Annotated in this window: 11 protein-coding genes and 1 CRISPR repeat array; all 11 genes read right to left on the bottom strand. The window is 51.1% G+C overall.

The window, feature by feature from the left end; genetic code table 11:
• Positions 1-107: 107 nt before the first annotated feature.
• Positions 108-6,423: direct repeats of the CRISPR family, unit length 29 nt; unit sequence CGGTTCATCCCCGCGGGTGCGGGGAACGC.
• A gap of 79 nt (positions 6,424-6,502) precedes the next feature.
• Positions 6,503-6,805: a type I-E CRISPR-associated endoribonuclease Cas2e gene (gene cas2e / locus M0R33_RS22210; RefSeq protein ID WP_292574156.1), complete on the bottom strand. Its 303-nt coding sequence runs from the start codon at positions 6,803-6,805 to the stop codon at positions 6,503-6,505.
• Positions 6,786-7,670, bottom strand: coding sequence for a type I-E CRISPR-associated endonuclease Cas1e (gene cas1e / locus M0R33_RS22205; RefSeq protein ID WP_292574155.1), 885 nt, complete (start codon positions 7,668-7,670; stop codon positions 6,786-6,788). Before cas1e ends, cas2e begins: the two co-directional genes overlap by 20 nt.
• 173 nt (positions 7,671-7,843) lie before the next feature.
• The gene (locus M0R33_RS22200; RefSeq protein ID WP_292574154.1) at positions 7,844-8,137 is read right to left on the bottom strand and encodes a BrnA antitoxin family protein; all 294 of its coding nucleotides are present in this window, start codon (positions 8,135-8,137) and stop codon (positions 7,844-7,846) included.
• Positions 8,115-8,390 (bottom strand): BrnT family toxin, encoded by a 276-nt coding sequence (locus M0R33_RS22195; protein ID WP_292574153.1) that lies wholly within the window; start codon positions 8,388-8,390, stop codon positions 8,115-8,117. Before M0R33_RS22195 ends, M0R33_RS22200 begins: the two co-directional genes overlap by 23 nt.
• A gap of 65 nt (positions 8,391-8,455) precedes the next feature.
• The gene (cas6e, locus tag M0R33_RS22190) at positions 8,456-8,623 is read right to left on the bottom strand and encodes a type I-E CRISPR-associated protein Cas6/Cse3/CasE (protein ID WP_292574152.1); all 168 of its coding nucleotides are present in this window, start codon (positions 8,621-8,623) and stop codon (positions 8,456-8,458) included.
• Positions 8,624-8,791: 168 nt separating this feature from the next.
• Positions 8,792-9,484: a type I-E CRISPR-associated protein Cas5/CasD gene (cas5e, locus tag M0R33_RS22185; RefSeq protein WP_292574151.1), complete on the bottom strand. Its 693-nt coding sequence runs from the start codon at positions 9,482-9,484 to the stop codon at positions 8,792-8,794.
• Positions 9,474-10,547: a type I-E CRISPR-associated protein Cas7/Cse4/CasC gene (gene cas7e / locus M0R33_RS22180; protein ID WP_292574150.1), complete on the bottom strand. Its 1,074-nt coding sequence runs from the start codon at positions 10,545-10,547 to the stop codon at positions 9,474-9,476. The genes cas5e and cas7e overlap by 11 nt, the downstream gene beginning before the upstream one ends.
• 24 nt (positions 10,548-10,571) lie before the next feature.
• Positions 10,572-11,237, bottom strand: a complete 666-nt coding sequence (gene cas6e, locus M0R33_RS22175) for a type I-E CRISPR-associated protein Cas6/Cse3/CasE (RefSeq protein WP_292574149.1) — start codon at positions 11,235-11,237, stop codon at positions 10,572-10,574.
• Positions 11,230-11,781, bottom strand: a complete 552-nt coding sequence (gene casB, locus M0R33_RS22170; protein ID WP_292574148.1) for a type I-E CRISPR-associated protein Cse2/CasB — start codon at positions 11,779-11,781, stop codon at positions 11,230-11,232. The genes cas6e (M0R33_RS22175) and casB overlap by 8 nt, the downstream gene beginning before the upstream one ends.
• Complete coding sequence (gene casA / locus M0R33_RS22165) at positions 11,778-13,412, bottom strand: type I-E CRISPR-associated protein Cse1/CasA (protein ID WP_292574147.1); 1,635 nt, start codon at positions 13,410-13,412, stop codon at positions 11,778-11,780. Before casA ends, casB begins: the two co-directional genes overlap by 4 nt.
• Positions 13,396-15,975: a CRISPR-associated helicase Cas3' gene (gene cas3 / locus M0R33_RS22160; protein ID WP_292574146.1), complete on the bottom strand. Its 2,580-nt coding sequence runs from the start codon at positions 15,973-15,975 to the stop codon at positions 13,396-13,398. Before cas3 ends, casA begins: the two co-directional genes overlap by 17 nt.
• Between the last annotated feature and the right edge of the window lie 102 nt (positions 15,976-16,077).

The raw sequence follows: 16,077 nt of genomic DNA, 5'->3' as shown, positions 1-16,077 counted from the left end.
ATACGGTGCACTTAAATCCAGATCAGGCTGAAACTAAAATCAAATCGACCCAGGAGATTGCTAACCAGGAGCAAATAGCTGCATAAGAGTTTCACACTGAGGCGACAACTAGCTTGAAATTTTCCGCGGGGAACGCTACACCCAACAAGCCACCCCGTACCCCATGACCGGTTCATCCCCGCGGGTGCGGGGAACGCGAAGAATGGCCTTACTGGGCTACTGATGGATCCGGTTCATCCCCGCGGGTGCGGGGAACGCGGAATTTTAAGATCGGACAAACTTAAGCGATCCGGTTCATCCCCGCGGGTGCGGGGAACGCGCCATATTCGGCAAGAGGAGTAGACGTATAAACGGTTCATCCCCGCGGGTGCGGGGAACGCAAAAAATTTGTTTATTCAATTTTGGCAATGTTCGGTTCATCCCCGCGGGTGCGGGGAACGCAAAACGACAATCCGCCGCCGATCAACGCAGGGCGGTTCATCCCCGCGGGTGCGGGGAACGCTTTCGTGGCGTTATCAGCTTGAATAGCATCGACGGTTCATCCCCGCGGGTGCGGGGAACGCTTTCGTGGCGTTATCAGCTTGAATAGCATCGACGGTTCATCCCCGCGGGTGCGGGGAACGCATCATCAAAAAATCCGAATTTCATTATGATTCCGGTTCATCCCCGCGGGTGCGGGGAACGCGTCAGCACCAGCAGCGCTAAGCCGGCATATACCGGTTCATCCCCGCGGGTGCGGGGAACGCTTTGGCTAAAAACGGCTTGGCTTCCAGCAGGGCGGTTCATCCCCGCGGGTGCGGGGAACGCATGTCTCTTAACAGCCCGTTCAGCGACGACGCCGGTTCATCCCCGCGGGTGCGGGGAACGCCGTAACCGGAGAAGCCGCTCGATTGACGGGCACGGTTCATCCCCGCGGGTGCGGGGAACGCCCGTCATCAAATCCCAACGATACTACAGCCCGCGGTTCATCCCCGCGGGTGCGGGGAACGCCCGGCGATAGCTAGCGAATTGACACAGTATATCGGTTCATCCCCGCGGGTGCGGGGAACGCCTGTCTATGAATTTTCAACCGTTGGAAGCCGCCGGTTCATCCCCGCGGGTGCGGGGAACGCCCAGTAACCGGACGACCACGACCACGACCAGGCGGTTCATCCCCGCGGGTGCGGGGAACGCGTTTTAACGCCGTCTTCGACCAATTGCGCCACCGGTTCATCCCCGCGGGTGCGGGGAACGCGCCCATGGTGGCCACCGTTAACGGCACCAATGCGGTTCATCCCCGCGGGTGCGGGGAACGCATTGATCGGCGACGAGGCCAAGAAGTGGGCCACGGTTCATCCCCGCGGGTGCGGGGAACGCCGTGATCGTGACGATACGGTATTGCCGGCCCGCGGTTCATCCCCGCGGGTGCGGGGAACGCTAGCCCCCCAGGGCGTTTTTCCGTGACGATAACGGTTCATCCCCGCGGGTGCGGGGAACGCACGACGCGTGCGCCGGTGATTCAGCCGGATTCCGGTTCATCCCCGCGGGTGCGGGGAACGCCCGACCAGGAACAGCGGGGCGTTTAGGGAGTGCGGTTCATCCCCGCGGGTGCGGGGAACGCATGGTCAGCGTGGCCGCGTCCATGGCGGTGCGCGGTTCATCCCCGCGGGTGCGGGGAACGCGATCAACGTCAAATACTACTAACTCTCTAGTCCGGTTCATCCCCGCGGGTGCGGGGAACGCCTTGATCAAGGCGTCCAGGTTGGCCGGATTGCCGGTTCATCCCCGCGGGTGCGGGGAACGCGTCAAGCGTGTTTTCGAATTTGCGATTGATGACGGTTCATCCCCGCGGGTGCGGGGAACGCTTGGTACGATTTTCGCCTTTTGGTGCATATTGCGGTTCATCCCCGCGGGTGCGGGGAACGCACATATTAAAAACCTATAAATTTCATCACAAACGGTTCATCCCCGCGGGTGCGGGGAACGCGCAGTTTGAGCACTTGCCGTAGCTTCAGCTTTCGGTTCATCCCCGCGGGTGCGGGGAACGCCCGGATCCTCGACCTAGGCGGCGGCTTGCGGTCGGTTCATCCCCGCGGGTGCGGGGAACGCGGGTCTGGCATCCTCGCGCTTGGCTTTGCCGGCGGTTCATCCCCGCGGGTGCGGGGAACGCCCAGATGTGTTTACCGAACTGATGGCGGGTGACGGTTCATCCCCGCGGGTGCGGGGAACGCGAACAGTGCCAGGAACATATTCAAAACCTGCACGGTTCATCCCCGCGGGTGCGGGGAACGCTCCCCCGTATCACGGTTAACCGAATCATTAGCCGGTTCATCCCCGCGGGTGCGGGGAACGCGGCGCTAGTTATGGCTGTATGTGTTTCTGTGGCGGTTCATCCCCGCGGGTGCGGGGAACGCGGCGCTGGTCAACGTAAAAATTGTTTTTATATCGGTTCATCCCCGCGGGTGCGGGGAACGCTTTATGGCCATTACCGGCGCTGCCTGGATTACCGGTTCATCCCCGCGGGTGCGGGGAACGCTTCCGCGGTTAAGTTTTTCAGAAGTTCTGCATACGGTTCATCCCCGCGGGTGCGGGGAACGCAGATGGTTGTCCTGGCTTTTGATCGGCGTTACCGGTTCATCCCCGCGGGTGCGGGGAACGCGACTCATCCGTGAAGTTTTCACCGGCTATCACCGGTTCATCCCCGCGGGTGCGGGGAACGCGAAGCCCATATCCTCAAAATAGGGATAGGCGTCGGTTCATCCCCGCGGGTGCGGGGAACGCGAAGTCCTGGCACGGAGGCCCACCGATAACCCCGGTTCATCCCCGCGGGTGCGGGGAACGCAACAGCCTCCAGCCGATCGGCGGCCTTCTTGGCGGTTCATCCCCGCGGGTGCGGGGAACGCGTGATGCGCTTCATCGATAACCAGCATGACCTTGGTTCATCCCCGCGGGTGCGGGGAACGCTTTAGAGATAGAAAGGCATAAATTAACGGATTCGGTTCATCCCCGCGGGTGCGGGGAACGCTGTATGTCCGTATCAAAGAGCTTGAGGAAAAGCGGTTCATCCCCGCGGGTGCGGGGAACGCTTTACAGCGTAATAAGTTTTTCCACTACGCGGCGGTTCATCCCCGCGGGTGCGGGGAACGCTGCGCGCCTCCCTGCCGGCGCGCCGGTCTTAACGGTTCATCCCCGCGGGTGCGGGGAACGCCGGCTCCAATTTCTTAATCAATATACGATTGACGGTTCATCCCCGCGGGTGCGGGGAACGCAGATACTAGGATAAATTTCCCGTGCATTACCCCGGTTCATCCCCGCGGGTGCGGGGAACGCCCCTACTCTCGCGGGTTCCGCTTCTTCAAAGGCGGTTCATCCCCGCAGGTGCGGGGAACGCACCACGACGAATCGGAATCATGAGAATGTTTCCGGTTCATCCCCGCGGGTGCGGGGAACGCCTATTTTGCGAAGGCGGGCGCGGTGAGTTTGAACGGTTCATCCCCGCGGGTGCGGGGAACGCTAAAAATGCCGAAGCAAAGAATGGCGTTAATCCGGTTCATCCCCGCGGGTGCGGGGAACGCCGCGCATCGGTAATGATGCGTTGTCGCCAGCTCGGTTCATCCCCGCGGGTGCGGGGAACGCGTCATTTAACAGCGATTCATATATCAAAAATACGGTTCATCCCCGCGGGTGCGGGGAACGCTTTATTTTGGTAACGTTACTTTTTTTAGATAACGGTTCATCCCCGCGGGTGCGGGGAACGCTGCGATAAGTTTGAATTACTTGTTTTGGGGATCGGTTCATCCCCGCGGGTGCGGGGAACGCGCGGATACGGCCTTCGACATAGCACTGGCTACCGGTTCATCCCCGCGGGTGCGGGGAACGCGACCACCCAGCCGGCTAGGTTGTAGCCGATGGCGGTTCATCCCCGCGGGTGCGGGGAACGCCGCGCCGGAAGCCGCCAAACTAGCCGGCCTGCCGGTTCATCCCCGCGGGTGCGGGGAACGCTCGAAGGCAACCCGCTAGCTGAGCGGGTTTTGCGGTTCATCCCCGCGGGTGCGGGGAACGCGCGTAAAGTCACGCCGCTTTGGTTGGCCCGTTCGGTTCATCCCCGCGGGTGCGGGGAACGCCGTGGATCTACAACATTGGTCAGGCGGCGATACGGTTCATCCCCGCGGGTGCGGGGAACGCGGTAAATTGCCTCTGTTTCCATAGTAAAACTCCGGTTCATCCCCGCGGGTGCGGGGAACGCACCGCCTCCTGAATCGCCCGGCTGGATAGCGCCGGTTCATCCCCGCGGGTGCGGGGAACGCGAACCGAACGTATTGGTCGACGTGGAAGACCCCGGTTCATCCCCGCGGGTGCGGGGAACGCGGCGATCAATACCGTCAAAGCATCTATTAAAGCGGTTCATCCCCGCGGGTGCGGGGAACGCGTCGTTCACCCGCAGCCGGTTGGCATCTTCCACGGTTCATCCCCGCGGGTGCGGGGAACGCATCAGTTTTTATATGTTGATCCGAAAAACAAGCGGTTCATCCCCGCGGGTGCGGGGAACGCTCGGCTCCTTTTTTGGATTTAGCGGCGGCGGGCGGTTCATCCCCGCGGGTGCGGGGAACGCCGAAATGAATGCCGAATATTTCAATATCCATGCGGTTCATCCCCGCGGGTGCGGGGAACGCCGGGATTTTTGATTGCCGCTTTTGGTTTTGACCGGTTCATCCCCGCGGGTGCGGGGAACGCTTTGTCGGCTGGGGTGCTCATGCCGCCTCCCGCGGTTCATCCCCGCGGGTGCGGGGAACGCACGATATTCCGTTTTAGACCGACATAAGAAAGCGGTTCATCCCCGCGGGTGCGGGGAACGCTTTGGTCAGAACCCCGCTAAAGCGATTGAAGCCGGTTCATCCCCGCGGGTGCGGGGAACGCTCCTTGTTAAACACCACGTTGTCATCGTCCACCGGTTCATCCCCGCGGGTGCGGGGAACGCACAAACCCGCGCCACTCGCCATAGAGATTTTTCGGTTCATCCCCGCGGGTGCGGGGAACGCATGCGCCACATCGGCGGCCGGGCGTTTACCGCCGGTTCATCCCCGCGGGTGCGGGGAACGCGATTTTGACGGCACGAAATACGACTACGTTACTGGTTCATCCCCGCGGGTGCGGGGAACGCTTTCAAAGGTTACTGTCCGGATACCATTTTTCCGGTTCATCCCCGCGGGTGCGGGGAACGCAATATTAGGTTGTTGGTGGGGCGGCATATACACGGTTCATCCCCGCGGGTGCGGGGAACGCCGGACGGTTGACCACCAGTTTCATCATTTCCGCGGTTCATCCCCGCGGGTGCGGGGAACGCAAAGCGCGTTCTGTGCAGCGGCGGATGTAGGCCGGTTCATCCCCGCGGGTGCGGGGAACGCCGCGACGATGCCGCCGCCCTGGTACAGGCCGCCGGTTCATCCCCGCGGGTGCGGGGAACGCTGGGCTACCAACTGTTACGACGACCAGTTTTTCGGTTCATCCCCGCGGGTGCGGGGAACGCTTTCAAGGTGCTGGCCGCCGAGCGCGACCAAGCGGTTCATCCCCGCGGGTGCGGGGAACGCTTGAGGTCGATATGTCTAAACCAGTCGTCAAGCGGTTCATCCCCGCGGGTGCGGGGAACGCACCGACGGCCAGGTGTACATGATGAGCCAAGCCGGTTCATCCCCGCGGGTGCGGGGAACGCTCGTGGTTTTGTTAAGCGTGCCGTCGGTGTGACGGTTCATCCCCGCGGGTGCGGGGAACGCCCACGTATCACCGCCCCAGCGCAAACAACGCCACGGTTCATCCCCGCGGGTGCGGGGAACGCATGAAATAGAGATTGACGGGTCTTTGTGGCGTCGGTTCATCCCCGCGGGTGCGGGGAACGCATACAAACAATTCCTTAACGGATAACTACCTACGGTTCATCCCCGCGGGTGCGGGGAACGCACGGCACTGTTCTTTTTAGTGGTTTATAGTCGCGGTTCATCCCCGCGGGTGCGGGGAACGCAACAACCAATTCGGCCAGGACGTGGAGCAACCCGGTTCATCCCCGCGGGTGCGGGGAACGCATAGGCGTAGCGTTAGGGTAAAAATCCAGTACCGGTTCATCCCCGCGGGTGCGGGGAACGCTAGGAATATCTGGTTTTTGCCGGTAACGATGGCGGTTCATCCCCGCGGGTGCGGGGAACGCTCAGCACATCGCCTTATTGACCAGCCTGAATCACGGTTCATCCCCGCGGGTGCGGGGAACGCGCACGTTCCCCAGCGAAGCCATCAAGCCCTACCGGTTCATCCCCGCGGGTGCGGGGAACGCTTTTTTTTGTCGCTGTGGGGCGGCATTTCTGGCGGTTCATCCCCGCGGGTGCGGGGAACGCAACCCGTTTATAAATTTAGGTGTTTATGAATACGGTTCATCCCCGCGGGTGCGGGGAACGCACTAATCCTAACTCATTGTTAGATAAACGGAAATAGCCCGTCTATTTTTCCACCGATTTTTTCGGTCTTTTCCACGTTGTTAAAGAGCGTCGGTTTCATCGTCTTCTATCGGGAAAAACGACACCAATTTCAAGCCGTCCAGCTCGACCGGCAGCCGCCGATTCTTGCCTAAGGTCATGAAGTCGAAACCGGATTCGGTGTTGGTAGACCAGGCCATCACCGCATTGCCCTCTTCCAATCCGTCTTCGATTTGCGACCAGATCATGTCGCGGACTTTGGCCGATAAGTCGCCGACATACACGCCGGCCCGAATTTCGATCAGCCATACCGCCAAGCGCCCGCGTAATCGCGGTGGGACGTTTTCAGTTACGATGACCAACATCGCCGATACTCTCTGGGTTGGGGATGGCGGGTGCTATATTTTCCTCGGCGGGTTTGGGGATTTCCAATTCGCCGGCGGCCAGTACCTCTTCGATGGTGGGGATGATCTTTCTGAGGATTTTGCTTTGCCGGAAGATGTCACGGCACATCAGGCGTACTTCGCGTTCCGGATTGGGATAGTTCTTGGCGGCGATCTTGAAAGCGTGTGGGATGATGTCGTCGAATTTGAACAGGTCGGCAATGTCGTAGACAAACGACAGTGGCTTGCCGGTGTGGATAAAGCCGATGGCCGGGGCGTAGCCCGCGGCCAATACTGCTGCTTCGCAAATGCCGTACAGACACGCCGTGGCGGAACTGATGCAGCGATTGGCCGTGTCGCTGTTGTCCCATTGGGTGTGGTCGTAGTTGCGGCCTTTCCATTCCACGCCGGCCTGCTTGGCCAGCAATTGGTACAACTTGCGCACTCTGGCGCCTTCGATGCCGCGCAGTTGTTCGACACTGCGGCGTTCGGGCGGTTTTTCGCCGAAGCGGATTTCGTACATTTTGCGCACCACTTTCAAGCGAGCATCGTCGTCCAATGCCAGTTTGGCCTGATACAGCAAGCGGTCCGAGCGCGCCCCGCCGGGTTGGCCGGCGGCATATAGCCTTACGCCGGCTTCGCCGACCCAAACCAGCAAGGTGCCGGCTCTGGCCGCCAGCGCGGCTGCGTGGTGCGAGACGCGGGTGCCGGGCTCCAGCATGATGCAGGCAATCGATCCAACCGGAATGTGGGTGCGGATGCCGGTTTCGTCGATGACGACAAAGGCGCCGTCCTTGACATCGATCTGGCCTTTTTCGATAAAGACCATGGATACGCGTTCTTTCATGGCAATGGGTTTTAGGGGTGGGAGCATGGGAAAAGAACGTAAAAGCCCTAACTTAATAGGCCATAATCAGTTTGTACAGACCAAGTCGCTTCGCATCGAAGCCCGTATTGGTCGATTGTTCGGCAAATTTCCTGTACCCCAAAATTTAATGTGTGCATTTTTGTTGACTTAAATTAAGGCATACTTTGGGAATGATTGGTCAACCACTCTTTCAGTGCTTCATCGACGCGCGTTTGCCATCCCGCCCCCGTGGCGCGAAATGCCGCCAATACATCCGGCGATAGGCGAATCGTGATCCGCTCTTTGGTTTGCTCGGCAAATGGACGTCCTAATTTAACCGGACGCATTTTGGCAAATTGTGTGTCGCTGATCTCCAACGTGTCGGGATCACTGGCAATTCCGGCATTGATTTTCCGGTCTTCATCATCATCGGGCGTATAAAAATTACGGGTTGAAGTAGGCTGCATAACGTTTTACCTCTCGCTGGTTGGCTTTGCGTAGACTGATAATTCTGCGTTGGTGACCGTGATCAACGAACACCACACAGTAAACGCGATCGACAATGGGTGCAAAGCCGATCATTCTGGTTTCAGCATAATCTTTCCGATCATCAATCATCGCCAGCAACCAATCCCATTCAAGTTGATTAGCTAACCCTAAACTGACACCATGTTTTTCCCGATTAATCAGGTCTTTTTGCAAATCAAAAACTATTTGCATGAATTATTGTATGCACATTAATAAGAATCAACAAGCGGTAATTGGCCACTTAAAATCTGTCTGCATCACAAGCGCTTGACCATCAACAAACCACAGCCAAACGCCTTGGCCCGGCCTAAGCCGTTGAACAGGGTTTGGCGGAATTTTTCGGAGTCGGGGATTTGCATATCACCGGTGAAATCGATGGTGCTGAAGCCGGATTTTTGACCTTTGTTAATCAATTTTTCCAACATCGTCTCCAGGTAATACAACAGTCAAACGACCCATCGATATCCCCGACAAAGTTCGTTATCACCCCATCTAGGGTTTCGCCATTAGTCACCTAACCCGGTATTGCGCGCATTTCGGCCCAATAGCCAGGTTCTTCGACGTGATCAATGACGAGTTTGAATATCTTAGCGTTAGCTGTGATTTTCAGCTTCATGAATCACTACTCGGCGTTGGCCTCTAACACGTCTATCGATTGCGAAATCGAGCGGGACATCCATTAATGTGTCCACACCATCGGAAAAAAACAAAACCTCTTTCTGATAGGTGAAGCATTTAAGATCCTTCTCGCCGAGCAATTTTTCGCATGCCTTTTCGACCGTTTCGTACTTCCCGGCAAAAACCGGAGCACTGGGAATACAGGATTTGCGACCCAACCACATTCCCCATTCGGGATCAGCAAGCTTGTCTTCCAGTTGATCCGCGATGGGACTTTCAATATCTGCAAGCAACACAACAAAATCAGCATCGCAAAGATATTGTCGGTAGGTCATAACGGCGTTTTTGCTAATAGTTCCTGACGCTGTTTTCGTGTTCTCAACAGTGTGAAAATCTTCAATTCGGCGAACATTAATCATCCATGATTTTTCACCGGAAAAACGTTTGCGCGGCAAGGCAATCGCCATCATCAGGATGCCGGATAAGTTGCCTAAAAATTGTTTTTCCTGCTCCGAGCCTCTAGGCAATCCCATTGCTGCACAACAGATTCCTAAGACAGCGCATTTAGTTGGGAACAAGCCGGAGTTTCGATAGGTATATTCGCTGTTGTAGCCCCATGACTGTATGGGGCCGCTAAGGCGCAATGCGATGACTTTTTTACTCGACATACTGCACCAGCTCGGCAATGAATTCATCGATATTTGATTCCGGCATCACCGCTCTAGCAATTTGGTGTCGATCCAGTTTCCAAGTCTTGTTTAACTGTTCTTCTTCCTCTTTTAGCTTCGAAATTGATGCCGACATAATGCCTTTTCCGGAAGCATTCCAAATCGGTTGCTCAAAGGCGTTGACCAATTGCACAGGATGGCCTTTAACGCGAACAAGCCCTAAAACATAGGCCGGACGGGTGTAACCATTCATCGAATTTTTGCGACCGGAATTTGATTCCGTCATCCCCGGCACGGCTTCCAATGTTGCTTGAATGAATGCCTCTACGACATTTTTCCTTTTGTCAACGGTCATAGCAGCAAGATGCTCTTTATCGGCCAACATACCCAAATTGACCGCAGCAAAACGATAGTAAACCGAGGAATTGAACTCCAATGTGCCTGTCATCCCGGCACCAGATTCACCTTCTTTTTGCCAATCGTCCACTGCAGCAAAAAAATCCAACTCATTATCGACCTTATGTGTAGATATGGGATGATTAAACATCGCCGCACCTTCGATAGTTAATGAATGATCATTGGCGACCATACGACCAAAAAGCGAAATATCGGCTGCGTCTTTTAAAGCACCGACACCCACTTTTTTAACTGCTTTAGCTGCGTCGCTCAGTCCTACATATTGTTCCGCCAATGCTTTCAGTTCGGCATCACTGGTGTAATGAAGCGTTTTTACTCGCTGAACGCCAGACTTTTTCTCGGCATCGGCGTCTAATTTTCCGATCTCGGTAGCTATAGATTTAGCGCCCTCTAAAGCCTCACTTTCTGATTTACCCAGTTGTTCCAAATGCTTCGCCAATGGCTCGATAATCAAGCGAGTCCTTTTCCCTTCAAAATAAGGACTGATTTCATGCGCATATTCTCGAATAGCACGTTTCCAACTCTGACTGGATACTCTGGCTCGCTGGACGCCACCAAAAAAAGCGGTTTTAGGTGATCCTAAGTCGTCGCGATTCAAACAAGTCACCGGTACGGATTGCAAAATATGTAGCTCTAAATGTTTCATGGAATTTCCTTGTATGTTTAAAAATTAAATTTGCAACGGTTTAATCAACAGTAAGCCAAAACCGAATCCTTTAGCCGAGCCAATACCTTCGCGAAAAGCTCGCTTAAATTTTTCATGATCGGTAACTTCCAATATTCCCTGAAAACGCACACCGATATGCAAACCTTTTTCGCCCTTTTTGTTAAATCTATGATCAACCGGTTTATCAAGCTTTAGTGGAATATCGTCTCTCAAAATAAAGCCGTGCCTAGCCGCCTTGCGTATTAACCACTCAGTTTGAGAAAACTCATCCATCAAAGTTAATCTCTGCCTGTTTTTAGCAAATCCTCCTTGACCATTCGGCTTTTTGATGGCTTTTGTCGGATTCGCATATAAATCAAATTGATAAGTTGGCTGAGATAAAAACTCGTTACTAATAGTTACAACTCGCCAAGTTTGTTCTGTACACCAATTCGGCATTTGTGGCTCATAATCGGATACCAACAATAATTCGACATGCTGACTCTTGGTCGTATATCGGCTTAGAAATGGTGTAGGGCCTTTTTCGCTTTCCGGCCTGTTATTTCGCAGTTGCAACTCAGGATGATGTTGAAATAGCTCCCATGCCTTTTTATGCCACGCGTAGTTATCAGTAATTTTTTCTTTCGCTATTCGTTCGTATGTCAACGACAATTTGACCAAATTAGTCATTATTGACAACCTCCGCAGCCTCATCCGAATCAATATCGGCATAAACCTTCCAGAATTCTTTTCCCCAAGCTAACTTTATTTTTTCTTTTTTAAAACTGTTGTTCCACGCCAACAAGTCTGCTGTCAGTTGAACATAGTTGACACCAATTACTTTCTCATTTGCTTTTGCTCGAAATATTAGCTTTCTTACTCTTAGTAAAATTTCATCGTTATTTGCCGCCAAAGCATATTGAAAATTTCTAGAAATCGTGCCCGATTCCCCAGATGCTAATTTTTGCTTTTCGTCGCTATCCAATAATTGAAAACATAAACTGCCAATGTTCCCATGATCTGCAGTTTTCGAGTGATGAGCAAATAACCCTGCAACGGTTTGAATAGTCTTTATTTGATATGGCCTATCAAAATCAACAAATCGACTGAGTAATGCCCAAGTCGCCTGCGCCTGGCTCTCTATTAATCCTTTACGCAGTGTTGCCATTTTCCCTCGATCAGTCTGTAAATTTTGCAAATACTGAATAAAACGCTCCTCAAATACATGACTCATGCCGCCTCCTGATGTTCTGATTTACTCGGGTGCAATATCTGCCAACCGGTTACATAAGCGCGCAGTTGACGAGGGCTATCTTGGTTACATAAGGTTCTATAAGTCTCATCTACCGCACTATTAATGGCATTTAACCAAGCTTTCTTGGATTCTTCACGCGCCTGATCCGATTCCGTCCCTAGCAATGAAATATATTGCATTAATAAATGGCGTTGTTTTTCAATTAACGTCCAATAATAGTGGGTTGCTTTTTTTCTAAAAATATCACGTGCTTTTCTGTCGGACGGTCTTGTTTCTCTCTCTGAAAAGCGCTTGAGAATTTTTTTCCAATCATCATCGACAGAAGCTCTATATTTTTCTATTGCCTTGAAAAGCTGATAAGATTTTTGATCACATAATTTAATATTGGCTTCATAAACTTGCCGATTTCTGCTATCAAGCATGAAAGCAGGAATATGAACCTTAGATTCAACCAAATCTAAAACCTTTGCCACATTTTCTGGGTCTCTAATTTGGCCTAGAACAATGATGTCAAGGCTTTCACCGCGACTCAAAAATTTTAATGGTAATGCTCCTCCTTCTGTGCCCTTACTTCTTTTTGCAGTTAATGCCGAAATTTCACGCCAAGGAACATTATTACCAGCCTTCAGTACTGAATAGTCGTTTTCAGAGCTCAAAATAATTGTAGTCGATGGCTCAGGCAAAAAATCACGATAAACCTTTTTACTATCGGTTTTTTTCTTAGGCTTTGTGGAATATTCAAATCCCTTACAATAAACAAAATACTTACTTTCTTTTTTAAGTTTACAAAACCTACTCAATGGCACCAGTCGTCCAAGATAAGTTACTACTGCATTCTGTTTGGCCTGTTCATCATCTATGCTCTTTGGCTCAGCAATCTCCCAAACAGGCTTTCCCCAAGAGTTTTTCCCAAAGAAGTCCTCACAGGTTTCTTTGTCAATTAAATTGGCATGTATTGTTCGAACAAGGGAGCGCTTGACAACAAATGTATGCAGCATATTTTGATTGACACAAGGAGAATCTGTTGCTCCACTATTATGCTTTATCAACACACCTCCTAACTTTGCAGAAGATTGAGTTCCTGAAGGTGAATAATTCAAAAATGTAATGAGCGATATAATTATCTGACTATCAGTCATTTCTCTGTCAATTGAATAACCCGTAATTTCACATGCCGCACCATGGTCAAATAATGTTGAAGCATTCTCACCTACAGCTAGGGAGCTATCTAACTTTGTAATTGACGGGCCAGAAGTTGTATCATTTCCTGGCTTAAGACTTCTGATCTGTAAAAATGGAGATATATTTTCTTCACTCTCAGGTATATCATCCTCAAAAATATAAAAGTTTTTTCTCCAATGTTTTAGATATTCTAATGTGTATTCTGGTATTATTTCTATAGCATCATCCCAGTCATTTTCCTCCTCAGGACCATCTAATGCAGCCTGAACCAGACAAATCAAAAAGCGCATGACACTTACTCGTTCATGCGGTCGCAACACCAAATCCAGCCATTCATCAGGTTGCTCAAATAATTGATTCAAGCTGATATAGCACAATTGATTCTTGCTATTAGTCACTGGTAACCACGGATCAGTCACAAGATTCATCAAACCCTCCTTTGTTATAAGTTTGTATTACGCCTTTTATTTTGCACCATGAAAGTTTTATTTCAGGCTTTAATTCATCTATTTTAAGACGACTGTCGTTATCCAGTTGAGCCAAACAATGTTTACCCTTTAGATAAAAAGACAGTTCCGACTCTTTTTTAACTTGCTCGAATGGCCAAGCATGCACTCTGACAATGTTTTGATGTATTGCCCTTGCATCCAGTATTTTGAATTCGTTAATAGGCAAGAAAATCTTATAGCCATCCAACAAAGTTATTTGATTTTCACTACTTTCTGAAACAATCAAAAGCGGAATTGTTTCAATATCAATTAGCCGTGTTTGTTTGCCGTCCTCGTCAGCTAAAGCCATTTTGGAAAATAACCTTGTATTTCCTTCGGCTAATTTTGTTTCAGCAAACTCTGTCCCTTTTACTTCCGAGTACAAGGCTTGCCATGAATCAGGGTCTGATTCTGTATTTTCATAAGTATTTTTCAGTAATTCTCGAATCTGTGAATCCCCGAATTTATTCGATAGTTCGATAAATTCATACCCATGCAATGTCTGATAGGTTTTAAGTAACGGATACGCTTGATAGACTTTTGCTTTTCTACCGAAAGCTTTCTTAATGCTTTCGCTACCTTCCTGTTTCAATTCGGCGAGTGTTTTTTCTTCCTCGACAATCCATACTTGCGGTTCAGAGACAGGCCTAGTTTGTGCAGGTCTAACATCCATATGCCTCCATAAGCGTCCAATCCTTTGCAACAGCATATCCATTGGCGCGAGTTCCGAGATAAGAATATCCGCATCAATATCGACGCTTTGTTCGACAATTTGTGTCGAAACCAAAATACAACCGCCTTGTTGCTCACCAGTCTTACCCAATCTTTTCATCCAATACGCTTCCCGCTCTTGCCGGACAAAATGCGGGTAGCGCGAATGCAATAGTCCGGATTCAAAACCACTATCGTTTGGTAATTGCTCAAATATTTGCTGCGCGAGATTAACCGTATTGCAAACCCATAAAATTCTGGCACCCTTTTGAGCGGCCTTGACAGCATCTTCGATTAAGTGATTAGAGTTTTTAAAAATTTTACGAACCGCTTGCCTTTCCGGTGCTACTGCAAACTGCGGCTTTATAACATCGCCAGTTGTCGTTTTTCCGGTAATTAAAGGATAGACATCTACATTTACTAAATTATCATCAATACCGATTAATTTATTTCTAACTTTTGGCAATAACGTTGCGGACAAAATTATGATCGTACAGCCGAGCTTTAATAACTCATCGCATAAGCATTTAACCAAAGTTCCAGTGAAATAATCGTAACTGTGAACTTCATCAATGATGATGACTTTGCCGGACAATGCAAAACGCCTGACGAAAAAATGTTTCACTGCAACAATCGACATTAACGCCTGATCGATCGTACCCACGCCAAAATTAGCCAATAATGCCCTTTTAGCGGAGGCAAACCAGTCACGGCTAGCTGTTGCATCGCCATCCGATTTTTTTAATATGGTTTGTACTGCCCTTGGCTGGTAATAATCCGGCTCCAGCCAAGCATTAGCATGAGCCAGTCTTGCATTTTCGGGTGTTTCAGAAATTGCGTTAATGAAATCATTAACCCGCAAATGAATCCGGTTGGATGTTAATTGCGTAGGCAAAGCAAAATACAATCCCGACGCTTTTCCGGTTTTTAAAAGCTCGTAAGTGCACGCCAATGCCGCTTCAGTTTTCCCCAACCCCATCGGCGCTTCTATGACGTAAATACCGGGTTCCTTAATGGCAAGTAATGCTTTTTCTTGTAGTTCGTTTGGAATGAAGCCGAAAATATCTTTAAACTTCAGGCCCTTTCGTACGCGTGGATTGGCTAAACCTATACTTTCGACAGCAAGCTTTGCCGCTATTTTGCCGTTGCCAGTATTCAGGCCTTTATTTACCGGAAAATATGTTTCATCTGATCCAATCCAATCAGCAACAGAGGTTAATCCCATTAACCACGGAACAAGCGAATCACGCTTACTTACTTCATAAGTGGGTATCTCGCAACCAAACTCAGCTTCTAATTCGGAAATAATTTGTTGCCGTTGGAAATGCCAGTCATCTATGAAAAAAGTAACATCACCATTGCCATATTTTTCAGGAACATGCATTTTTCCGTGATGAGCGCCTGCAATCATTGCCCACGCTTGTGCTACCGATTGCTTTACTCCACGATTTTGAAGCATCAGCTGAATTGAATCCTGACTGTGTGCCTCATGCCGCTTCTCTTGTTGCGCTTCCCAAGCATGATCGGCAGCAAATAAAACTAAATTTTCTCGAATTAACCACGGAGGACATTTTACGAGAAACCCCGGCGACCATTTTCCAATATCATGAATGGCGGCAAGAACCGCTGCCCCAATTGGCGTTAGGTCGGCATCGGGAATTTTTTGCCTTTGCTTTACCAGCTCCAACGCAACCCAACCTACATGACAACAATGCTCAAAAATCGGTAAGCCAGGAGATCCATCTTCGTTAGTTTTGGCCCAACCACTTTCTTTTGGATTGAATTTAATCATAAGTTAGCCACATCCAAACAATGGGGCAGCAAATGGTAAGCTGGGCCTTCGCCATCCTCCGGCTTGGCCTTGCCCCAATAGTAATACAGCCTTGTATCTGAC

The sequence above is a fragment of the Methylomonas sp. genome (assembly GCF_023228165.1).
Taxonomy (GTDB): Bacteria; Pseudomonadota; Gammaproteobacteria; order Methylococcales; family Methylomonadaceae; genus Methylomonas.
Note: the sequence above shows the minus strand (reverse complement) of the source record. Positions and strands in the feature narration are given on the sequence as shown.